Source organism: Mesorhizobium sp. USDA 3734 (assembly GCF_056279665.1).
On the sequence record NZ_JBWCCW010000001.1, the window covers coordinates 6,343,166 to 6,365,250 of the forward strand.

Annotated in this window: 19 protein-coding genes; 8 read left to right on the top strand and 11 right to left on the bottom strand. The window is 64.3% G+C overall.

Annotated elements, in window-relative coordinates:
• Nucleotides 1-6 precede the first annotated feature (6 nt).
• The gene (locus ACZ89F_RS30270; RefSeq protein WP_476095845.1) at nucleotides 7-489 is read left to right on the top strand and encodes a DUF2852 domain-containing protein; all 483 of its coding nucleotides are present in this window, start codon (nucleotides 7-9) and stop codon (nucleotides 487-489) included.
• Between the two features lie 100 nt (nucleotides 490-589).
• Entirely contained in the window at nucleotides 590-1,348 is a 759-nt protein-coding gene (locus tag ACZ89F_RS30275) for a M48 family metallopeptidase (protein WP_476095847.1), read from the top strand.
• Between the two features lie 5 nt (nucleotides 1,349-1,353).
• Here ACZ89F_RS30275 and ACZ89F_RS30280 read toward each other — a convergent pair whose 3' ends face one another.
• Entirely contained in the window at nucleotides 1,354-1,572 is a 219-nt protein-coding gene (locus tag ACZ89F_RS30280) for a hypothetical protein (RefSeq protein ID WP_126067293.1), read from the bottom strand.
• A gap of 112 nt (nucleotides 1,573-1,684) precedes the next feature.
• On the opposite strand from ACZ89F_RS30280, the gene ACZ89F_RS30285 reads away from it, so the two are divergent.
• The 6 genes from ACZ89F_RS30285 to ACZ89F_RS30310 all read left to right on the top strand — a co-directional run bounded on the left by ACZ89F_RS30285 (nucleotide 1,685) and on the right by ACZ89F_RS30310 (nucleotide 7,367).
• Nucleotides 1,685-2,344 (top strand): phosphoribosylanthranilate isomerase, encoded by a 660-nt coding sequence (locus ACZ89F_RS30285; RefSeq protein WP_476095849.1) that lies wholly within the window; start codon nucleotides 1,685-1,687, stop codon nucleotides 2,342-2,344.
• Nucleotides 2,345-2,374: 30 nt separating this feature from the next.
• Nucleotides 2,375-3,595 (top strand): tryptophan synthase subunit beta, encoded by a 1,221-nt coding sequence (trpB, locus tag ACZ89F_RS30290; RefSeq protein ID WP_476095851.1) that lies wholly within the window; start codon nucleotides 2,375-2,377, stop codon nucleotides 3,593-3,595.
• Between the two features lie 62 nt (nucleotides 3,596-3,657).
• The gene (gene trpA, locus ACZ89F_RS30295) at nucleotides 3,658-4,497 is read left to right on the top strand and encodes a tryptophan synthase subunit alpha (RefSeq protein ID WP_476095853.1); all 840 of its coding nucleotides are present in this window, start codon (nucleotides 3,658-3,660) and stop codon (nucleotides 4,495-4,497) included.
• A gap of 48 nt (nucleotides 4,498-4,545) precedes the next feature.
• Nucleotides 4,546-5,472 carry an acetyl-CoA carboxylase, carboxyltransferase subunit beta gene (gene accD, locus ACZ89F_RS30300; RefSeq protein WP_476095855.1) on the top strand — a complete coding sequence of 309 codons (927 nt, stop codon included), beginning with the start codon at nucleotides 4,546-4,548 and terminating at the stop codon, nucleotides 5,470-5,472.
• Between the two features lie 122 nt (nucleotides 5,473-5,594).
• A complete protein-coding gene (locus ACZ89F_RS30305; protein WP_476095857.1) occupies nucleotides 5,595-6,920 on the top strand; it encodes a bifunctional folylpolyglutamate synthase/dihydrofolate synthase in 1,326 nt (441 codons plus the stop codon).
• Between the two features lie 27 nt (nucleotides 6,921-6,947).
• Entirely contained in the window at nucleotides 6,948-7,367 is a 420-nt protein-coding gene (locus ACZ89F_RS30310) for a VOC family protein (RefSeq protein ID WP_476095858.1), read from the top strand.
• 35 nt (nucleotides 7,368-7,402) lie between these two features.
• Here the strand turns inward: ACZ89F_RS30310 and ACZ89F_RS30315 are convergent, their stop codons facing one another.
• From ACZ89F_RS30315 to ahcY, 10 genes are all read right to left on the bottom strand, one after another.
• A complete protein-coding gene (locus ACZ89F_RS30315; RefSeq protein ID WP_476095860.1) occupies nucleotides 7,403-7,816 on the bottom strand; it encodes a PIN domain-containing protein in 414 nt (137 codons plus the stop codon).
• Nucleotides 7,813-8,061 carry a type II toxin-antitoxin system VapB family antitoxin gene (locus tag ACZ89F_RS30320; RefSeq protein WP_476095862.1) on the bottom strand — a complete coding sequence of 83 codons (249 nt, stop codon included), beginning with the start codon at nucleotides 8,059-8,061 and terminating at the stop codon, nucleotides 7,813-7,815. The genes ACZ89F_RS30315 and ACZ89F_RS30320 overlap by 4 nt, the downstream gene beginning before the upstream one ends.
• Before the next feature lie 72 nt (nucleotides 8,062-8,133).
• Nucleotides 8,134-8,415 carry a cupin domain-containing protein gene (locus tag ACZ89F_RS30325; protein ID WP_013528325.1) on the bottom strand — a complete coding sequence of 94 codons (282 nt, stop codon included), beginning with the start codon at nucleotides 8,413-8,415 and terminating at the stop codon, nucleotides 8,134-8,136.
• Nucleotides 8,416-8,543: 128 nt separating this feature from the next.
• Entirely contained in the window at nucleotides 8,544-8,867 is a 324-nt protein-coding gene (trxA, locus tag ACZ89F_RS30330) for a thioredoxin (RefSeq protein WP_013528326.1), read from the bottom strand.
• A 76-nt stretch (nucleotides 8,868-8,943) separates the two neighbouring features.
• Nucleotides 8,944-12,480 (bottom strand): double-strand break repair helicase AddA, encoded by a 3,537-nt coding sequence (gene addA, locus ACZ89F_RS30335; protein WP_476095864.1) that lies wholly within the window; start codon nucleotides 12,478-12,480, stop codon nucleotides 8,944-8,946.
• Complete coding sequence (addB, locus tag ACZ89F_RS30340) at nucleotides 12,477-15,611, bottom strand: double-strand break repair protein AddB (protein ID WP_476095866.1); 3,135 nt, start codon at nucleotides 15,609-15,611, stop codon at nucleotides 12,477-12,479. Before addB ends, addA begins: the two co-directional genes overlap by 4 nt.
• Nucleotides 15,608-16,336 carry a nucleotidyltransferase family protein gene (locus tag ACZ89F_RS30345; protein ID WP_476095867.1) on the bottom strand — a complete coding sequence of 243 codons (729 nt, stop codon included), beginning with the start codon at nucleotides 16,334-16,336 and terminating at the stop codon, nucleotides 15,608-15,610. Before ACZ89F_RS30345 ends, addB begins: the two co-directional genes overlap by 4 nt.
• Nucleotides 16,333-17,844: a tRNA (adenosine(37)-N6)-threonylcarbamoyltransferase complex ATPase subunit type 1 TsaE gene (gene tsaE / locus ACZ89F_RS30350; protein WP_476095868.1), complete on the bottom strand. Its 1,512-nt coding sequence runs from the start codon at nucleotides 17,842-17,844 to the stop codon at nucleotides 16,333-16,335. The genes ACZ89F_RS30345 and tsaE overlap by 4 nt, the downstream gene beginning before the upstream one ends.
• An 8-nt stretch (nucleotides 17,845-17,852) precedes the next feature.
• Nucleotides 17,853-20,399, bottom strand: coding sequence for a sensor histidine kinase (locus ACZ89F_RS30355; RefSeq protein WP_476095869.1), 2,547 nt, complete (start codon nucleotides 20,397-20,399; stop codon nucleotides 17,853-17,855).
• A gap of 201 nt (nucleotides 20,400-20,600) precedes the next feature.
• Nucleotides 20,601-22,001, bottom strand: a complete 1,401-nt coding sequence (gene ahcY, locus ACZ89F_RS30360) for an adenosylhomocysteinase (protein WP_476095870.1) — start codon at nucleotides 21,999-22,001, stop codon at nucleotides 20,601-20,603.
• Nucleotides 22,002-22,085 lie beyond the last annotated feature (84 nt).

Genomic DNA, 22,085 nt, shown 5'->3' on the forward strand with positions numbered 1-22,085 from the left:
GAGAAAATGAACACATCTGCATTGATCCGTCCGGCCTGGACGCCGGCGACCATCGCGTTGATGGTTGTGGGTTTCATGGTGTTCTGGCCACTCGGCTTCGCCATGCTTGCCTACATCATCTGGGGCGACCGCCTCGACGGCTTCAAGCGTGACGTCAACCGTGCGACCGACGGCATCTTCGCCGGCTGCCGCCGTGGTTCCGACAAGGCCGCGCGCTGGGGCAATGGCTCCGCCCGCACCGGCAACGTCGCTTTCGACGACTGGCGCGAAAAGGAACTTGAGCGCCTGAACGAAGAGCGTCGCAAGCTCGACGAGATGCTGAACCAGTTCGACGAGTATGCCCGCGAATTGCGTCGCGCCAAGGACCAGGACGAGTTCGACCGCTTCATGGCCAACCGCAACAAGTCGACGGCGCCGACGAAGACCGATCCGAGCACCGGAACGACGACCACCAAGCGTGGCAAGGGCTCGAACCTGCTTGACGACTGAGGCCAAGCGACAGGCCACATCGTGAAAAAATGGCGTCGCGCGAGCGGCGCCGTTTCTTTTTTGTTCTACTCGTTTTCCTCGAATCACGTATCGTTGCGCCATGTCATTCGGCTTCTTCCGCAACCTGACAAAGCCCAAGCCCGCGCCTGTCGAAGAGCGCGAGCACGTCGTTGCCGGCCGCTCATTGCCGCTCAAGATCGTCGAGAACGACCGCGCGCGGCGGCTGACACTGCGCATAGATTCCGGCGGCCGGGGCCTGCGCATCACCGTGCCGCCGGGCCTGCGCCGGGGCGAGGTGGAAAAATTCCTCGACCGCCATCAGGACTGGCTGGAACAGCGGCTGGCCAAGGTGCCGGCCCGACCGCAGGTGCGGCCCGGCATCAAGATTCCGGTGCGCGGCGTGGCGCACCGCATCGTCCATGAGCCTTCGAAGCGCGGCACCGTCACCGTGTCGCACGACGAGCGCGGTCCGCTGCTGATCGTGCATGGCGATCGCATACACCTGCCGCGCCGCATCGCCGATTTCCTCAAGCGCGAGGCCAAGCGCGAGATCGAGAAGCTGGTGGTCAAGCACACCGAGGCGCTTGGTAAGCGCGCCAAGGCGATCCGCTTCAAGGACACGTCAAGCCGCTGGGGCTCCTGCACCTCCGACGGCAATCTGTCGTTTTCCTGGCGCATCATGATGGCGCCGTCGCCCGTCATCAATTATCTCGTCGCGCATGAAGTGGCGCATCTCAAGGAGATGAATCACGGTCCGAAATTCTGGAAGCTGTGCGAGCAGCTCTGTCCGGACACCGAGCGCTGCAAGGCCTGGCTGAAGCGCAATGGCGGCGCGCTGCAGGCGATTGCGTTCGAGTAGTTCCCTCAATCGTCGTTGGCTGCGTTGAGCTCGTCCGGTCGCAACCCCTCGTCGCCATGATGCGGCCACGGCAGAAAATTGCCGTCGAAGGCATCGCTGCCGAAATAGTCGAGCGCGCGGTGCGCTTCGGCGCCGTTGAAGGCGGCCTTGTCCATCAGATGCGCAATGACCTCGCGCGCCTGCGTGATCTTCTGCCTGAGTTCGGCAACGGTTCTGTCGGCCATGATCGTGCTCCCGCCTTGCATCCTGTCCATCCATAGGTAGCGCCTTTGGCCTTGCCGGCAAACAGCATGCTTTTTCTCGACTCTTTTCGCTTTTCATGCCAATTCCCGCGCCATGGCACTCGACATCAAGATCTGCGGCTTGAAGACCGACGCGGCAATGGCCGCGGCGCTGGCCGGCGGCGCCAGCCATGTCGGGTTTATTTTCTTCGCGAAAAGCCCTCGCTATGTCGAGCCTGCCGAGGCTGGCCGTCTGCGCGAGGCGGCACGCGGCAAGGCTTTGGCGGTTGCCGTCACCGTCGATGCCAGCGACACCTTCCTTGATGAAATCGTTGCCAAAATGCAGCCCGACATGCTGCAGCTGCACGGCGCGGAAACGCCCGAGCGCGTGGCCGAGGTCAAAGCCCGCTACGGCCTGCCGGTGATGAAGGCGCTGCCGCTCAGCGAAGCCGCCGATCTCGACCGGATAAAGCCGTTCGTCGGCATATCAGACCGCTTCCTGTTCGACGCCAAGCCGCCAAAGGGCTCGCAACTGCCGGGCGGCAACGGTGTGGCCTTCGACTGGCACATCCTCGCCGGCCTTGACGCCGGCGTCGATTACATGCTTTCCGGTGGGCTCAACGCCGCCAATATCGGTGATGCCCTTCGGCTTGCCAACCCGCCCGGAATAGACATTTCCTCAGGCGTGGAAAGCGCGCCGGGCGTCAAGGATCCGGCGCTGATCGAACAGTTTTTCCGGGCCGTCCGGGCAGCACGCGACGACCGCGCCGCCTAAAGCCCTAAACGACAAGCCAGGAGATCGGCGATGAACAAGCCGGCGACACCCAATTCCTTCCGCACCGGACCCGACGAACAGGGCATGTTCGGCATTTTTGGCGGTCGTTTCGTCGCCGAAACGCTGATGCCCCTGATCCTCGACCTGGAGCGGCACTGGAACGAGGTCAAGAACGATGCGGATTTCAGAGCCGAGCTGACTGACCTGTCGACCCATTATGCCGGGCGGCCCTCGAAACTCTATTTCGCCGAGGGGCTGACCAGGCATCTCGGCGGCGCAAAGGTCTATTTCAAGCGCGAGGATCTGAACCACACCGGTTCGCACAAGATCAACAACTGCCTCGGCCAGATCCTGCTGGCCAAGCGCATGGGTAAGAAGCGTATCATCGCCGAGACCGGCGCCGGTCAGCATGGCGTCGCATCCGCCACGGTCGCGGCCCGCTTCGGCTTTCCCTGCGTCGTCTATATGGGCGCGACCGACGTCGCCCGGCAAAGCCCCAATGTCTTCCGCATGAAGCTGCTCGGCGCCGAAGTGCGGCCGGTGACATCAGGCCACGGCACGCTGAAGGACGCCATGAACGAGGCGTTGCGCGACTGGGTAACCAATGTCGAGGACACTTATTACCTGATCGGCACCGCCGCCGGCCCGCATCCCTATCCGGAGCTGGTGCGCGACTTCCAGTCGGTGATCGGCATCGAGGCGCGGGCGCAGATCCTCGAGCAGGAAGGCCGGCTGCCGGACACCATCATCGCCGCTGTCGGCGGTGGCTCGAACGCCATCGGCCTGTTCCATCCCTTCCTCGACGACAAGGAGGTTCGCATCATCGGCATCGAAGCCGGCGGCCGCGGCCTCGACGGCATCGAGCATTGCGCCTCGATGAATGCAGGAAAGCCCGGCGTGCTGCATGGCAACCGCACCTATCTCCTGCAGAATGCCGACGGCCAGATCATGGACGGGCATTCGATTTCGGCCGGTCTCGACTATCCCGGCGTCGGCCCGGAGCATTCATGGCTGCGCGATTCGGGCCGCGTCGAATATATACCGATCCTCGATGACGAGGCATTGGAGGCTTTCAAGCTGACGACGCGCGTCGAAGGCATCATCCCGGCGCTGGAATCGGCCCATGCCATCGCGCATGCGGTGAAGATCGTGCCTGCCATGGACAAGGACCAGATCGTCATCGTCAACCTGTCCGGCCGTGGCGACAAGGACGTGCACACGGTGGCCAGCATGCTGGGCATGGAGATCTAGGCCCTTTGGACAGTTTCGATTTGGGAGTTGATTATGAGCAAAATTCGTCCAAAGGGCCAGACATGACCACCCGCATCGACCGCCGCATGGCGAAGCTGAAGACCGAAGGCCGCCCGGCGCTCGTCACCTATTTCATGGGCGGCGACCCCGACTACGACACCTCGCTGTCGATCATGAAGGCGCTGCCCAAGGCTGGCGCCGACATCATCGAGCTCGGCATGCCGTTCTCCGATCCGATGGCTGATGGCCCGGCGATCCAGGCGGCGGGCTTGAGGGCGCTGAAAGGCGGCCAGACGCTGGTCAAGACGCTGAAGATGGCGGCGGACTTCCGCACCGGCGACAATGAAACGCCGATCGTGCTGATGGGCTACTACAATCCGATCTACATCTATGGCGTCGATCGCTTCCTCAAGGACGCTATCGCCAGCGGCATCGACGGACTAATCGTCGTCGACCTGCCGCCGGAGATGGACGAGGAACTATGCATTCCGGCGCTCAAGGCCGGCATCAATTTCATCCGGCTGGCGACGCCGACCACCGACGACAAGCGCCTGCCGAAAGTGCTGCAGAACACGTCCGGCTTCGTCTATTACGTGTCGATGACCGGCATCACCGGCTCGGCACTTGCCGACACCGGCAAGGTGGCGGCGGCGGTCAAGCGCATCAAGGGCCATACCGACCTGCCGGTCTGCGTCGGCTTCGGCGTCAAGACCGCCGAGCAGGCTCGGGTCATCGGCGCCAATGCCGATGGCGTCGTCGTCGGCACCGCGATCGTCAATGCGGTGGCCAATGTGCTGGGGCCGAAGGGCGAGAAGACCGCCGACCCCGCTGAAGCCGTCGCCACGCTGGTCAGCGGCCTTGCGCAAGGTGTACGCTTGGCCCGCCTTGCTGCTGCCGAATAGTTTCCCTACGTCTTTACCCAACTCTTCGTCAGGACAGGAGCCGAAGCGATGAACTGGATCACCAATTACGTTCGCCCGAAGATCAATTCGATGCTCGGCCGGCGCACCGACATGCCCGAAAACCTCTGGATCAAGGATCCGGAGACCGGCGAGATGGTGTTCCACAAGGATTTGGAATCCAACCAGTTCGTCATTCCGTCCTCCGGCCATCACATGAAGATCTCGGCCAAGGAGCGGCTGAGATTCTTCTTCGACGACGGCAAATACGAGACCCTGGACAACCCCAAGGTCATGCAGGATCCGCTGAAATTCCGCGACGAGAAGCGTTATGTCGACCGGTTGAAGGACGCCAAGGCCAAGACCGGCCTGGAAGACGCGATCATCAATGCGCTCGGCACCGTCGAAGGCCTGCCGGTCGTGGTCACGGTGCAGGATTTCGCCTTCATGGGCGGCTCGCTCGGCATGGCTGCCGGCGACGCCATCGTGCATGGTTTCGAAGCGGCCCTGCAGCGCAAGCGGCCGCTGATCCTGTTCGCCGCCTCCGGTGGCGCCCGGATGCAGGAAGGCATTTTGTCGCTCATGCAATTGCCGAGGACCACGGTCGGCGTCGATCGGCTGAAGGAAGCCGGCCTTCCCTATATCGTCGTTTTGACCAATCCGACCACCGGCGGCGTCACTGCCTCCTACGCCATGCTGGGCGACGTGCACATCGCCGAGCCCGGCGCGCTGATCGGCTTTGCCGGACCGCGCGTCATCGAACAAACCATCCGGGAAAAACTGCCCGACGGCTTCCAGCGCTCCGAATATCTGATGGAGCACGGCATGGTCGACATGGTGGTGTCGCGGCTGGAACTGCGCGAAACCATCGCGCGCCTGCTGAAGATGCTGCTCAAGCTGCCGGAGGAGCAAAAGCCGCTGGAGCCGGAAATCCTGCCACCGGCAACAATTCCGGCCGAGGCACGTCCGCAGGCCTGACGCGACAAGAAGCGCCGCGAACAGCGATTGCGCCATATCCCTGGCGCGCAGTAGCTTTTTGAATTGCCATGGCCTTTGCGAAACCGATTCTGGTTTTCGGGGTCATGCGCCAGGATTGCGCCATGACAACGCTTGCCGCCGACCGTGAAATCGAAGCCCTGATGGCGCTTCACCCGAAAGGCTTCGACCTTTCGCTCGACCGCATTTCGCGGCTTCTGGAGCGGCTTGATAATCCGCAGGACCGGCTGCCGCCGGTCATCCACATCGCCGGCACCAATGGCAAGGGTTCGTGCGCTGCCTTTTCGCGCGCCCTGCTCGAGGCGGCGGACTACCGCGTCCATGTCCACACCTCGCCGCATCTGGTCAACTGGCACGAGCGCTACCGGCTGGCCGCCGATGGCGGCGGCAGGCTGGTCGAGGACAGGGTTTTCGCCGATGCCATCGCGCGCGTCGCCAGGGCCAATGAAGGCGAGACGATCACCGTCTTCGAAATCCTCACCGCCGTCACCTTCCTCTTGTTTTCCGAACACCAGGCCGACGCCGCCATCATCGAGGTCGGGCTGGGCGGGCGCTTCGACGCGACCAATGTCGTCAAGGAGCCAGCCGTGTCGGTGATCATGCCGGTGTCGCTCGACCACGAGGCCTATCTTGGCGACCGTGTCGAACTGATCGCCGCCGAAAAGGCCGGCATCATCAAGCGCGGCTGCCCGGTGGTGATCGGTGCCCAGGAGAGCGAGACGGCGCTGCAGGTGCTGATCGAAACCGCCGAGCGGCTGGAGTGCCCGACCTTCGTCTACGGCCAGGATTTCCTCGCCTTCGAGGAAAACGGCCGCATGGTCTACCAGGACGAAGACGGCTTGATGGACCTGCCGCCGCCCCGGCTGCCCGGACGCCACCAGTTCGCCAATGCGGCGGCGGCGATCGCCGCGGTCAAGGCGGCCGGTTTCGAGATCAGCCATCGCGCCGCCGAAAAGGCGATGATCAACGTCGCCTGGCCCGGCCGCATGCAGAAGCTGGCGCAGGGCCGGCTGGCCGAACTGGCGCCGAAGGGCGCCGACATCTGGCTCGACGGCGGCCACAATCCGGGCGCTGGCGTGGTGATTGCCGAAGCGCTGGCCGAGCAGGAAGAAAAGAACCCGCGGCCGCTCTTCCTCATCTCCGGCATGATCAACACCAAGGACCAGAGCGGCTATTTCCGTGCCTTCAAAGGCCTCGCCCGGCATGTCTACACGGTGCCGGTGAGCCTGAGCGAGGCCGGCGTGCCGAACGACGAACTGGCGATCCGCGCTACGGAAGCGGGACTGACGGCCGAGCCGGTGAGCTCCGTCGCCAGCGCGCTGATGCTGCTGCGCGATACCTGGGACGGCCCGGCGCCCCGCATCCTGATCGGCGGTTCATTGTACCTGGCCGGCGCTGTCCTGGCCGAGAACGGCACGCCACCGACCTGAGGTCGGATTTTCTGCGAGGAACCCGTCATGATCAAGGTCAAGCAGCTCGCCCACGTCTGCATCTTCGCGCATGACCTGGAGGCAACGCGAAGCTTCTATCGCGACGTCCTTGGCCTGGATACACAGTTCAATTTCCTGCGCGACGGCAAGATCTTTGGCTTCTACCTAAATTGCGGCGGCAGCAGCCATGTCGAGGTGTTTCAGAAGGACGGCACTGCATACAGCGAGCAGAACCAGATCAACCACTTTTGCCTTGAGGTTGAGAACATCGACGCTGCGATCGCCCATATCAAATCGAAAGGCGTCGATGTCACGGACAAGAAGCATGCCTGCGACGACACGTTTCAGGCCTGGATACGCGATCCTAACGATGTGAAGATCGAGCTGTTCGAATACACCGCCAAAAGCGCGCAATTCGCCGGCGGTGATCGTATCGCCGACTGGTAGAGCATTCCGCCTTTTCCGTGAAACGGTGAAACGCCCTAGAAATCCCAAGGTGAGATCAGCTCAAGTTTGGCCGGGCCGAAGTCGTTCAGGTTACACGTTGCCAGCCGACCGCCATTCACGCGCACTATCGCTGCAATCATGCCATCGGGTGCCGACATGCCCCGGCCCTGACGTGTCGCGGTTCCCATAATCTCGCCATAAGCCAGAGCCGCCTCCTCCGTCAGCCCAAAAATGCGACCGGCAAAGCGATGGCGCCATTGGGAGAGACCTTGCTCCAGGCGATCGGCACGTTCGTCAGGTCGTATCTTTTGGATGCCGAAAGCGATTTCGGCAATCGCCACCGTGGGAAGCCCCAGTTCGGCATCGTTGCTGACCAGCCAAGCCATGACAGCCGCGTCAGGCGCCTTTCCAAGGCTCTCTGAAATCACATTGGTGTCGACGAAAATCAAAGCTCCGGCCCTGTATGGACCTTACGGCTTTCCCAGATGATTTCTTCCAGATCGATGTCGACGCCAACGCTTGCCGTCAGGCGAGAGTAGAAGGCGGATGCCGGTTCTCGCCCGGCCTCCCGAATCTCATAGGATTCAAGCGCGCGTTCGACGATATCAGCTATTGAGCGGTTTTCGCGACGAGCGAGTCGATGCGCAAGATCACGTGCTTTTGCGCTGCGGACGGAAAGCTGGGGTTCGGCCATTTCAAACTCCCTTTTTGAGAAAGATATGCCTTTCCTGCGCCTGCCATCAAGATGGCAGCTGATGGCACGCCATCACTTCAGTTCAATCTCGATAAAGGCGTATTCGCCTTCATTGGCGTTGATGACGTCATGCTCGACGCCTTCCTTGCGGAAATAGGGCGCGCCCTTCTTCATCTCGGCAAAGGATTCGCCATCCTTGGTCAAAAGCTTCACCTTGCCGTCCATCAGCGGCACAACGACATAGTCGTGGCCGTGACGGTGCCAGCCGGTGTTCTCACCCGGTGCGAAGCGGTATTCGGTGACGATGACACGCTCATTGTCGATGAAGACGGTGGCCTTGGCGGATCCGGTCATGGAGTTCTCCTGTCTACCTCAAGCAGATGACATGGAGTGGCTGGACGCGAGGGCCAGAGCGACGCACCGATGACGCCAACAAAAAGCCCGGCGCGAGGCCGGGCTTGATATCGGGAATTTCAGATGGGTCAGGCGAGGTTGCCGTTGATCCAGTGCGACAGCGCGGTCTTCGGCGCTGCACCGACCTTCATGTCGGCCATTTCGCCACCCTTGAAGATCATCAGCGTCGGGATCGAGCGCACGCCGAACTGGGCGGCAAGCTCCGGATTCTCGTCGATGTTGAGCTTGGCGATCTTCACCTTGGCGCCGAGTTCGGTGGCGATGTCTTCGAGCGCCGGCGCGATCATCTTGCAGGGACCGCACCATTCCGCCCAGAAATCGACGACGACCGGTACGTTGGCGTCAAGCACGTCAGCCTGGAAGTTGCTCTTGTCGACCTTCACGGTTGCCATATGGAAAAATCCTTTTGAAAGTTTTTGTCCCACCAAATGTGGTGGTGATCGCGCCCTTCTTCAAGCAGGTGTTGTGTCACGCTCCCGTGAGTCGAGCAAGGGCGTCGTCCATGGCACTGGCCGGCAGTTCGATCAGCCGCGGCGCCTCGGTGAACAGCAAGGCCGCCTTGACCGTGCGACCGGGATAGAGCGGTTGCAGCAAGGCGCGATAGAGGGCGAGCTGGAGCAGGTAGGCTGGCGGCACCTCGGCCAGAGTGGCTGGCGCCGGCCGGTTGGTCTTGTAGTCGACGATCGACACACTGTCCGATGTCACCGCCAGCCGGTCGATCTTGCCGGAAATCGAGCGGTTCTTGCCCTTGACCTCCAGGCTGCCCATGATTGCGACCTCGGCACGCGACGATGGCGCAAACAGCTGACCGAAGCCGGGATCAGCAAGGATTGATGTGACCGACGCCAGCGCCTTTTCGCGCTCTAACGCAGGCCAGCCCGCGCCCGTTCGCAAGAGATAGCGCTCGGCCGCGCCCGCGCGTTCGGGCTCCGCGATGCCGGGCAACATCTGCAGCAGTTTGTGCAGGGCAAGCCCGCGCAACACGGCAAAGCCCGGCTCGGCATCGGCGTCGAGCACCGGCGACGCCTTGTCGACCACGGCTTCCTTGCCCTCGTCGATCAGCGCCGAGGCGCCGGATGGCGACAGCGGAAGCGGCAAATCCTCGAAAGGCGGCAAGGGCCGGAACAGGGTCGCCGGCAAGGGCCCGAAAGCGTCGGCCTGCCGTACCTGCTCAGCGGAACTTGGCGCGACGGGCGGCAGCTTCGTCACATGGAAACGATGCACCGGCTCACCGCCGGCGGGATGCGGACGTTGTTCGCTCTCCGGAGCGCCCAGCAGCGCACGGCTGACGATCGAGTGCCAGGTGCCGGCGTTCGGCGCCCGCTTGCCGTGATAGCCGCAGACGATCAGCCGGTCCTCGGCACGGGTCATGCCTACATAGAGCAGCCGTCGGTATTCGTCATCGGCGAGTTCCCGTGCCCGCGCTGCCGCCGCTTTCGAAAAGCCATTGGCGACATCGCTGGCCGAGCGCCAGAGATAACCCTTGCCGTCCCAGTTTGCGCCGGAGCCGTCGAAGGGCATCAAGCGCGGCAGATGCTGGTCGCTGAATGGGGCGGAACCGCCATCGACCAGGAACACGACCGGCGCTTCGAGGCCCTTGGCGGCGTGCACGGTCATGACCCGAACCTCGTCGCGGGTCTGGTCCATCTCGCGCTTGATCTCGGGACCGGCATTTTCAAGCGTCGACAGGAAGGCTTCCAACCCCGGCAGGCCGGTCCGCTCCTCGGCAAGGCAGAAACTCAGGAACTCGTCGAGAATGTCTCCGGCCTCAGGGCCAAGCCGCGCGATCATCCTTTTGCGCACACCATCACTTCTGCCCACGCCGTCACGCGCCAGTAGGCCAGCGTAAAACTCGAACACCGGCTTGAAGGCGGCCTCGCTCGCCCAGGTATCGAGTTGGGTGACGACCGCCGCAAGTCTCTCGCTGTCGCCGGCGTGAGTGCGCAGCGATGCGATCAACGACAACCCGGCCGGTCTCTCCGCGGCGAGCGTGAAAAGCGTCTCTTCCGGCAGATCGAAGATCGGGCTGCGCAGCACGGTGGCGAGCGACAGGTCGTCCTGCGGCTGGATGAGGAGATGACCGAGCGCGATCAGGTCCTTGACGGCGATGTGTCCGGGCAGGCTCAGCCGGTCGGCGCCGGCAACGGGAATGTCGCGGCGTTTCAAGGCACGGGTCAGTGCATGGACGAAGCGATCGCGCTTGCGCACCAGCACCAGCACGTCGCCCGGCCGCAGCCGCTTGCCACGGCCTTCGATGATCTCACCAGTGCCGATCCAGCCGGCAATGGTGGCGGCGACATTCTCGGCCACGCGCACCGCCGGCGCATGCGCATGGTCGATGGCTTGCGTCCAGTCGTCGGGCTCGTCGACGATGTCGGCGCCGACCGACGGCCATACCTCGACATAGCCGGGCGCGTCGGTGCGGATCGCCTGGTGGCGCAGCGGATCGGGATCATGGCTGATGCCGCGCCGCACGATCGGATCGGCAAAGACGCGATCGACCGCGGTAAGGACGTCATCGGTCGAGCGAAACGACCAGGTCAGCTTGAGGTCGGCAAAGGACGCCTCGGCTTGGCGCACCCGTCCGGCAAACAACAGCCGGCTGTCGGCGAAGGAGTCCGGTGCTGCACCCTGGAACGAATAGATCGACTGCTTCTCGTCGCCGACGGCAAAGACCGTGCGATGGACCCTGTCGCGGGCGCCAAAGCCGGCAAAGAATTCTTCCGCCAGCCGCTTCACCACTTCCCATTGATCGGGGCTGGTGTCCTGCGCCTCGTCGAGCAGGATGTGGTCGATGCCCTGGTCGAGCTTGTATTGCACCCAGGGGCCGGCATCGGGCCGCGCCAGAAGGTTGACGGTGCGGGTGATCAGGTCGTTGAAGTCGAGAAAGCCGCGGCTGCGCTTCAGCACTTCGTAACGGGCGATCAGCCAGTCGGCGACGGTCAGTGCGGCGCTTGTGCCTTCCAGCATCCGAAACAGGGCCAGCCGGTCGGCTGTTTCGATGATGGCTTTGGTCGCCGAGAGGTAGCGCTCCGCCAGATCCGGCAGTCGGTCGACCAAAGCCTTCTTGAAGGCCTTTGCCGGGTCGTAGGCGTCGCCATCGGTCTTGAGGAAGGCTCTCGCGAGCAGTTGCAGGCGGCGAATGGGATCGCCCTCGGCAAAAGCCTGGCGCGCATAGGGCAGGATATTGTTCAGCACCGATCTGGCGTCAGCGGCTTCTGCGGCCTGGGCGAAGCCGGCAAAATAGTCCGGCAGGAAGCCCGGCAACGGCCACACCGAAGCGGCTATGCCTTCGGCGGTCTGGCCGGGGCGAAAATCGAACTCATCGAACAAGGCCTGGAAACGCGTGCCGTCGCGCCCGGCGGCGTCGATGAAATTGCGCAAGCCGTCGCGCTTGCGCACGATCTCGCCCAGCAAGGCATCGAGCCCGGCTTCGCCGCCACGGTCGAGAATGGCGGCAAAGGCCTCGGCCAGATCCCGGTCGCCGGCGGCGGTGCCGGAGATCATGTCGCGGCGCGCGGCGGCAAACAGCGACGCCTCCATCTGGCCGTCGAGCATCTCGAAATGGGCCGGGATGTTGGCTTCCAGCGGGAACTGGTGCAGCACCGATTCGCAGAAGGCATGGATGGTCTGGATCTTCAGCCCGCCGGGTGTTTCCAGCGCTTCGGCGAACAGGCGCCGCGCCCGGCGCATGGTCTCGAGATCGGGCCGGCGCCCCTCCAGAGCCTCGACCTTTGCCGCAAGGTCGGCGTCACCGAGCGTGGTCCATTCCGACAGCGTTGAAAAAACCCGGTTCGACATGTTGGCGGCAGCGGCGCGCGTGTAGGTCAGGCACAGGATCTTCGACGGGTCCGTGCCGCGCAGCAGCAGCCGGATGACACGCTGGGCCAGCACATGGGTCTTGCCGGAGCCGGCGTTCGCCGACACCCAGGCGGAATTGCCGGGATCGGCGGCGCGGGCCTGGCTGTTCGCGGTGTCGCTGGGGATGGGATAGGCCTTCTTCATGCCTCCCCTCCCTCGTCACCGGCATCGCCGCCTGCCGACCATTCGAGCACGCGGGCGAGATGGTCGTAGTCGCCATCGGTCTCGCCTTCGCGAAACGGCAGCGCGCGCGACAGATAGCCGGTCGCCGGGTCGGCATAGTGGATCAGGAGCTTTTCCAGCCGCGCCCAGGCCTCTTCGGCAAGATCGGCTGCGGTGCGCGGCTGGCGGTTGTGTTCGAGGATGGATTCTTCGAACACCTCGCCATTCGGCTTCAGCCTGATGAAGGCCAGTTGCGAGGGCTCGCGCGCGCCCAGATCCTTGAAGGCGCCGCGCCTGAGCAGCGCACCCTCCAGCGCCAGCTGCGGCGCCAGCAGCGTGTGCGCCTGCGCCTTGGACGGCGAGGAGCCGGTCTTGTAATCCAGTATGTCGGCCATGCCGCCGGCCAGAAGATCGACCCGGTCGGCGTAGCCGGACAGCGTCACGCCGGATTGGCCGACGACGGTCTTGCCGGCGCGCTCCTCGGCATGCCGGCGGATCACCGCGTCAGCGCGCGTGCGCTCCCACTCGATGATGTTGGCGGCGAGCTTTTCGAAACGCGGCCACCACACCGCCTCGACATCGGCCGGAAGTGAAGCTTCGGCAAAACAGGCGCGGCCAGCGGCGATAAGGCCGGCGAGCGCATCGGGCGCGCGCGGATCGGCGACGCGCGCCGAGAAGAGGTGCAGGATAGCGTGAAACAGCGTGCCGCGCTCAGCCGCACCGGGGTCGCGAATAACCGGATCGAGCGGCATCAGACCAAGGATCCGTCTGGCATAGACAGCGTAGGGATCCCGGCGCAGGGTCTCGATCTCGGTGACCGAAAAATGGCTCGGCCGGACGGACAGCGGCGGTTTCGGTTGCGGTCGCGGCGCGAAATCCTGCCTTGGCCCGGTATCGAGCGCACGTGCCCAGGTAAGCAATTCGTCGCCACGGCGACGCAGCTCCGCCGCCTGGTCGTTGCCTATGAAAGTGAGCAGGCGCTGCAGCCAGCGTGACGGCACGGCGGGGGCGTCGCCGGCGCGTGCCGAGCGGGACAGCACCACCTTCCTGGCGCCCATCGCCATCTGGAAATCATGCGCGGCAAGGCCGATGCGCCGTTCCGGCGGTTCGAGATCGATGCCGGTCTTCATCAGCCGCGACATGAAGCGGTCGCTCTCCGGCTTGCGCGGCCATACGCCCTCATTGAGCCCGCCGATGACCAGCGTATCGACCGTCTGCAACCGCGCTTCCAGCGCGCCCCAGATGGCGATGTTCCTGTCGGTGCCTTGCGCCGGCTTGACCGTTTCGGCCGCGATCAGCGCCGCCATTACGTCGGGCCACTCGCCCGCCGCGAACGACAAGGACGCCGATGCGGCGACCAGCCCGCGCAGCAGTTCGGCAAGCTTTTCACCGGCGTCACCGGCATAGAGTTCGCCAAGGCCGCCATCGGCGGTGCGGCCGAGATTTTCGAGTGCGACGACGCTGGCCCTGACCAGCGCGGCAAGGTCGGCGTCCGCCTGGCCACGGAAAGCCGCGAGCGGCTCCAGCGCCTGCTTGAGACGTTCGAGCGAATTCCGCGCGCTTTCGATGGAGCGCACGGTCAACCGGGAAAACCAGAAGGGGGGCCGGCTGCCGCTGCCGAGGCCGGTGAGGCGGGCCTCGAACAGTTCCGGCAGCGAAACGATGTCGGGGCGACCGGTGCCGCCGCGCAGCGCCACCAGTTCGACCAGTTCCGCCGCGTGGCGCACATCAGCCCGTTCGAGGCCGAGGCCAAGCAGCGGATGCTTGAGCAGCGACAACAGGCCAACCGGATCGCCTGGCCGGAACAACGCCTCGAGCGCCAGCCTGAGCAGGCTGGCCGCCGGGGTGTTGGCGAGCGGCGTACCGCCGGAATCGTCGGCAACGACGCCGAAGCGCTGGAGCTCGATCGAGACGCGCCGCGCCAATGCGCGGTCGCCGGTGACGAGAGCCGCCCTTTGGCCGGGTTGTTCGACCGCGCGCTTGAGCGCGACGGCGATGGCAACGGCTTCATCGCGTTCGCTGGCCGCTTCGAGCAAGGTCACCTCGGCGAAGGCGCTGGCAATGTCGGATGCCAGGAAATCGGCACGTGTCTCGGCCCAGAGTTCGGTGGTCTCGGCCGGCCGCAATGCTTCGCCGACAAGGGCAGCGCGAAGCGCAAGTTGCGGTTCGCCCGCGCCGATCTCCTCGACATCGCCGCGCAGCACGCCGATCTTGCCGATCAGCCTGGCCAGGCCATATTGCGGGTGGCCAAGCACGGCCGGACGTGCCCCGGGCGCGGCGATTGCCTGGAACGACGCTTCGTCCAGCGTCCGGTCGAGACCGGGCAGCACGATGGCACCGCCGGGCAAGCGCGCGATCACGGCAAGCAGTTCTGCCGTGGCGGGGATCGAGCCGGTCGATCCCGCGGCGATGACCGGGCCAGCAGGCGGATTGCGCTGCAGCCGTGCGGCCTCGGCGCGGATCAGCGCGCTGCGATGCGCGGCCGGATTGGAGCGGTCGCTCTCTTCAAGGAATTTCGGCCAGGCGTCGGTGACGATGCCGAGGAATTCGAGTGTCACCTGCCACCATCCGGCAAGGTTGCCGGTCACCAGGCCGGTGAGCTTGGCCCAGTCCGTGCCCTCCGTCTCGATCTCGTCCATCAGCCGGGCGAGATCGCGCGCCAGCCAGATCGCATCGGCGGTGGAGGCCGGGATGACGATCTCCTCAGCGAAAAGGGCGGCGACATGTGCCGGCAGCCGGCGTTTCCAGGCGCGCACCAGCGGCGTCAGCAGCAACAGGCGCTCAGTCGCTGCGATCGGCGGTGCGAGATCGATGGCCGCCGATGCCTCGGGCTCGAATGCGGCCTCGTCCTCGTCGAACTCGCCGAGTGGCCGGATGACCGGCAAGATCGCCGAACCGCCGCCACCGCGTGCGGCCAAGCTGTCGACGAAGACACCCCGCAGAGCGCGCGCGGCACGGCGCGTCGGCACATAGATGGTGACATCGGCCAAAGCGAGCGGGTCGCCGTCGAAGCGAAATCCCGGAACGAGACGGCCGGCAAGAAGCGCCTCGGCAAGCGTCGGCAGAAACGGCGCTCCGGGCGGAATTGAGAAAACGCGGCTTGAGCCGCTCATTGCGACTCGGCTAGCGCGCCGGCGACCGCTGCTTCCGCGAGCGCAATGGCATCGGGCGTACCGACGGTGATCCAGTGGCCATGCATCGGCATGCCGAACAGGCGCCCCGCGGCGATGGTCGAATCGAAATAGGTGTTGAGCGAGTGCGGCCCGGCCGGTGCTTGCTCGAACAGGCGTGGATGGACGATCGCCGCCCCGGCATAGATCAGGCCCGCCGGATCCCCCTTTGAGCGCCGCAAGCCGCCATCCGGCGCCACCAGGAAATCGGTGCTGCCGCAGTGTCCTGTCGCCTGATGGAGGTCCGCCAGCATCAGCAGAATATCCATTTTCGCCGCGTCCCATGCAAGGGCGAGGCGCTGGAGATTGAGAGGACCGTCGTCGACCCAGAAGGTATCGGCGTTGAGGATGTAGAAGGGTTGCTCGCCCAATTCCGGCAACGCCTTGACGATGCCGCCGGCGGAATCGAGCAGTTGTTCGCTCTCATCGGAAATGACGATCCGTGGCGCCCGGCGGGCGGCGACATGGGCGACGATCTGTTCGGGAAAATAATGGACGTTGACGACGGCCTTGGCGACACCGGCGGCGGCCAGGCTGTCCAGGCTCCAGTCGAGCAACGTCTTGCCGGCGATCCTGACCAGCGGCTTGGGAATGGTGTCGGTGATCGGCCGCATGCGCTTGCCCAGCCCGGCGGCGAGTACGATGGCGGTGTCCGGTCTTGCTGTCACAGCGCCCGCTCCTCCAGCAAGCCGTTGGCATTGTAGAAATCCCGCAGGCTTGCCAGCGCCGGATGAGACAAGGCCCGGCGCAGATAATCGCGAATGCGCGGCAGGTGTTTCAGATAATAGGGCTTGCCGTCGCGCTTTTCGAGACGGACGAAGATGCCGAGGATCTTGGAATTTCGCTGCGCCGCCATGATGGCGTAGGATTCCAGGAAGCTTTCTTCGTCGAAAGCACCGGCTGCGTGGCGCGCGGCGACATAGGCATCCAGCGTCTGTTTCTCGATCTCGGGCGAGATGGTGACCCGCGCGTCCATGGCGAGCGAGGCGACATCGTAGGCCGAAGGGCCGATCAGCGCATCCTGGAAATCGACAATGCCCAGCCGATCATGCCCTGAACGGTCGCCGCGCCAGATGATGTTGGGCGAATGGAAGTCGCGCAGCATCAGCGTGTACTCGCGGCCTTGCAGCCGGTCGAGAAGCGCGTTCCATTGCTTGTGGTAACCGGCGCGCAAGCTGTCGCTTGCCGGGCCGCCCGATATCGCCGGCACGTACCAGTCGACCAGCAGGTCGGCTTCGATCATCATGGCGTCGCGGTCGAAAGGCGGTACGTCGTGGAAGCCGCCCAACCCTGTATCCAGGCGCTGCGGCCAGGTCCTGCCGTGCATCATGGCCAGCAGTTCGGCCGCCGCTGCGTAGCGCTCGGCCAGCGGCTGGCCATCGCTGCCGAGAAACCCTTCCGAACCAAGGTGTTCGAGCAGCAGGAACCCCTGCTCCTGGTCCTCGGCATGGATTTCCGGAACGCTGACGCCGCCGGCCTTCAAGGCGCGGTCGATGGCGACGAAGGCTGAGACCGACTGGGCAGTGTGTGCGATCTCGGCGTAGGGCTTGCCGTCGCGAACCGGCGGGCCAAGCACCAGCCGTGGCGAGTTCATCAACACTTGCGGTTTCTGTTCCGGCAGCGAAACGATCTCATAGGAGCGGGCCGAGGCATCGCCGATGAAGTGGCGGCGCTGCGCTTCCCCCCAGCCTGCCTTTTCGAGAAAGTCGCGCATGGCCAGCGATCGTGCCACACGATCGAAGGCAGCGCCCTGCCCCGACAATCGCGCCAGCCGGCCGTCGCCATGCTCGACGAGTTCGATCAGGACCGTGGCTTTCGGCAGATAGGTCTCCGCCCGTTCCGGCCATTCGACCAAAGCGGCGCCTTGCGCCAGGGCTTCGTCGAACCCAAGCTCATTGAACTCGGCCGCCGAGGACAGGCGGTAGAGATCGAAATGATGGACCGGAATGCGGGTGTCGTAGCTCTGCACCAGCGTGAAGGTCGGGCTCGGTACATCGAGGCCGGCATCGTCGGCCAAAGCCCTGATCAAGGCCCGTGCCAGCGTCGACTTGCCGGCGCCGAGATCGCCCTTGAGGGCAAGCACATCACCCGGGCGCAGCGACAGCGCCAGATCTTCGCCCAGCCGTGCTGTCTGTGTCTCGTCGGCGAGTAGACGCTCCAGCACCAATCCCGTCATCGAGCGCGCTACTCGGCCGCGGCGCGGATGCCCGGCATGTCGGGAAAGGTGCAGATGACGGTCGTGCCCTTGTCCCTGCCGGTTTCGATGCGAACGCTGCCGCCATGCAGCTCGACAAAGCTCTTGACGATCGACAGGCCGAGACCGGCGCCGCGCCGGCGGCCGCCATTGGCGCGCGGCTCGAAGCGGCGGAACACCGAATCGAGCAGGTCCGGCGGCATGCCGGGGCCGTCGTCATGAACCGAGAATTCCACCCCGTCCGCCAGATGGCGGCAGGTGAGCCGGATGGTGCTGGCTTCCGGCGCGTAGTTGGCGGCGTTGCTGAGCAGGTTGTAGAGGATCTGGCGGATGCGGATCTCATCGCCGTGGAACGTCTTCGGTGCAGCGGTGGCGTCGACCTCGAGCCTGATCGAATGCTCTTCCAGCCGGTCGGCCACCAGTTCGGCCGCGGCAGCGATGGTGCGATCGACCTGCACCTCGGAAATGTCGAGTTGCATGATGCCGGCGTCCACCGTCGCCAGGTCGAGGATGTCGTTGACGATGGTGAGCAGGACCGAGGAGGACGAGCTGACATGCTCGACATATTCGCGCTGCTTCTGCGTCAGCGGACCGGTCGTGGGCAGCGACAGCAATTCGGTGAAGCCGATGATGTTGGTCAGCGGCGAGCGCAATTCGTAGGAGACGTGCTGGACGAATTCGTTCTTGAGCTGATCGGATTTTTGCAGCGCCTCGTTCTTGTCCTTCAGCGCCCGTTCGACATTGACGCTGTCGGTGACGTCGACAAAGGTCATCATCACTTGCCCGTTGGGTAACGGGATGATGGCGTAGCTCAGCACATTGCCATTGTTGAGCTCGGTCTGGCCGTGGCGGTCGCGGCGCTCGTCGTCGAAGCCGGTAATGGCGGCAACGAAGCCTGGCCAAGGGCTGTCCGCCGCCTGCCGGTCGCAAAGGTCGCGGATCGTGGACACGTGGACATTGGGCTTGGCGGCCTCAGTGCTCAACCCCCAGAGTTTGGCAAAAGCCGGGTTCGACAGCCGGAGCTTGCCATCGGGACCGAACACCGCCACGCCTTCGGCAAGATTGTCGAGCGTCTCGCCCTGGACCCGCACCGCTGTCTGGTAGCGGCTTTCGAGGTCCATCTTCTCGGTCAGGTTCTCGAACACCCAGGTCACGCCGCCCTTGGGCTGCGGGTTGGCGACGACGCGGATGGTCTTGCCGTCCGGCAGATGCCACCAATGTTCCTGCGATTCGACGGCGCGATAGGCACCGAGCAAGCCTTCCTTCCAGCGGCGCCATTCAGGTTGCTCGGCGATCTTGCCCTCGCTGCGCAGCCGGTCGAGCAGCAAGGCATTGTCTGGAGCGCTGTGCAGGAAGCCGCTGTCGAGGCCCCACAGTTTCTGGAAGGCCTGGTTGAAGAACCGCAGCTTCTCGTCGGTGTCGAAAATGGCAACCGCGGTGTTGAGCTGGTCGAGCGTGTCGGCGTGGCTCCTGACGGTCCGTTCGTATTCGCCGCGAACCGCCTCTATGGCGCTGGTGTCGCAAGCAAGTCCGGCCGAGCCATCGCTGCCGGCGAAATCGGTGACCGCAAACACACGCCGGTCACCTCCGATCACGGTGGAAAGCGACTGCTCGAAAACCGGATGCGTCTTGTGCTGGGCGGCAATCGCATCGCGTGCCTGGCCGCCCAGGAACTCTTTTGCCTCCCGAACCGCGGCTTCGGCATTTTCGGCTTCGACCCCATCGGCATAGGCCCGGTTGACCCACTTCAGCCGCCCATCCTCACTGCGAAGCCATGCCGGCATGTTCAGCGCGTCGAGCAGGCCGATCATCGTGTCATGGTCGGCGGCCAGCCGCTGGTTCTCGATCTTCAGCCTGGCTTGGCTGCGCTGCGTCTCCGAGAGCGAGACGAAACGCACGAGCACATGTGCCGCGCTCTTGCGGCCATGCACTTCGAGCGGCGCGCCGGCCTGCGATTCGATGACGAGATCGAAAGGTCTCGCCTTCTCGCGCAATCCCGCAACGGCATGTTCAAGTGCTGCCGCCGAACGCGGCATCAGCCAGCGGCCGAAAGCGAGGAAAGCGGCCCGGTCCTCCGGAGCGCCGCTTTCGACGGGCAAGGTGCCGATGAGTTCGGGCTTCTTGTTTTCCGCGGCCCAGACGACCACGCGCTGGTCGCGCAGATTGAGCAGCGCCTCCGAGCGGCGGAGCGCCGCATTGATGTCAGCGAGGCGGCTCCTGAGTTCGACATTCTCGGTCGAGGTGCGGGCTCTTTCGCGGATGAGAACGATGGCCGATAGAAGTGCGGCTCCCGTGACGCCGACAAACACGGCAAGCTGCATGACCTCGACGGCGCTCACCGACAATCCGGCCACAGCGGTTTCGGCATGCGCGGCAGCAATAGACAAGGGACTGGCCAGCGCGGAGGTGGCAAGGAAGATTGACGCGCGGGCGCGCCATGACAGGCTTCCGCTTTGCAAAGCGGAGCCGGTGATCCCCGAATCGTCATGGCCGCCGGAAACGGCCCGTCCCGCTCTGTGCGGGTGTTGCCCCGGCATGTCTTGGTCCTCTCCGCCGCCTGAATGCAAGACCGCCCTGATGCGCACCTCTCTCGAGCCCCTCTCGGGGTGGAAGCATCGCCGAATCACCTGACAATAACCCCTCGCCGAATCGCCGTGAAGGCTGATGGCGCGCAAAAATAAAGCCGGGCGAAAAGTCAATCGCCCGGCCTCAATATCTGGTAGGAAATTTAGCTTTGGTTAATAGCGGTAGTGTTCCGGCTTGAACGGGCCCTGCGGCGTGACGCCGATATAGGCGGCCTGCTCACCGGACAATTCGGTCAGACGGGCGCCGAGCTTGTCGAGATGCAGGCGCGCAACCTTTTCGTCGAGATGCTTGGGCAGGACATAGACCTGATTCTCGTACTGGCCGGGCTTGGTGTACAGCTCGATCTGGGCCAGCACCTGGTTGGTGAAGGACGCCGACATGACGAAGCTCGGGTGGCCGGTGGCGTTGCCGAGATTGAGCAGCCGGCCTTCCGACAAAAGGATCATCCGCTTGCCGTCCGGGAAGGTGATCATGTCGACCTGCGGCTTGACGTTTGTCCATTTCAGGTTGCGCAGCGACGCCACCTGGATCTCGTTGTCGAAGTGGCCGATGTTGCCGACGATCACCATGTCCTTCATCGAACGCATGTGGTCGAGGGTTACGACATCCTTGTTGCCGGTGGTGGTGATGACGATGTCGGCGGTGGGTGCCGCATCTTCCAGCGTGACGACTTCAAAACCGTCCATGGCCGCCTGCAGCGCGCAGATCGGATCGACCTCGGTGACCTTGACGCGGGCGCCGGCGCCCTTGAGCGAGGCCGACGAGCCCTTGCCGACGTCGCCATAGCCGCAGACGACCGCGACCTTGCCGGCCATCATCGTGTCGGTGCCACGGCGGATGCCGTCGACCAGTGATTCCTTGCAGCCATATTTGTTGTCGAACTTCGACTTGGTGACCGAGTCGTTGACGTTGATGGCGGGGAAGGGCAGCAGGCCCTTCTTCTGCAGCTGGTAGAGCCGGTTGACGCCGGTGGTCGTCTCTTCGGTGACGCCGCGGATCGCCGCCTTCTGCTTGGTGAAGAAGCCGGGCGAAGCCTTCAGGCGCTTCTTGACCTGGGCGTAGAAATATTCCTCTTCCTCGCTCTGCGGGTTGGACAGCACGTCTTCGCCGGCCTCGGCGCGGGCACCGATCAGGATGTACATGGTGGCGTCGCCGCCATCATCGAGGATCATGTTGGAAAGGCCGCCGTCGGCCCACTGGAAGATCTTGTCGGTGTAGTCCCAGTACTCCTCGAGCGACTCGCCCTTGACGGCGAACACCGGGATACCGGCTTCGGCAATGGCCGCGGCCGCATGGTCCTGGGTGGAGAAGATGTTGCAGGAGGCCCAGCGGAGATCGGCGCCGAGCGCCTTCAGCGTCTCGATCAGCACCGCCGTCTGGATCGTCATGTGCAGCGAGCCGGTGATGCGCGCGCCCTTGAGCGGCTTCTTGGAGCCGAATTCCTCACGGCAGGCCATGAGGCCCGGCATTTCGGTTTCAGCGATATCGAGTTCCTTGCGGCCCCAGCCGGCAAGCGAGATGTCGGCGACCACATAGTCCTTGCTACCCGTCATGGCAGTGCTCCGATGCGAATTGTTATGCTTGCGAATTGGTTGCGGATGCGCCCGCGCCGGTCGGCGCGTCGAAGGGCGCGAATT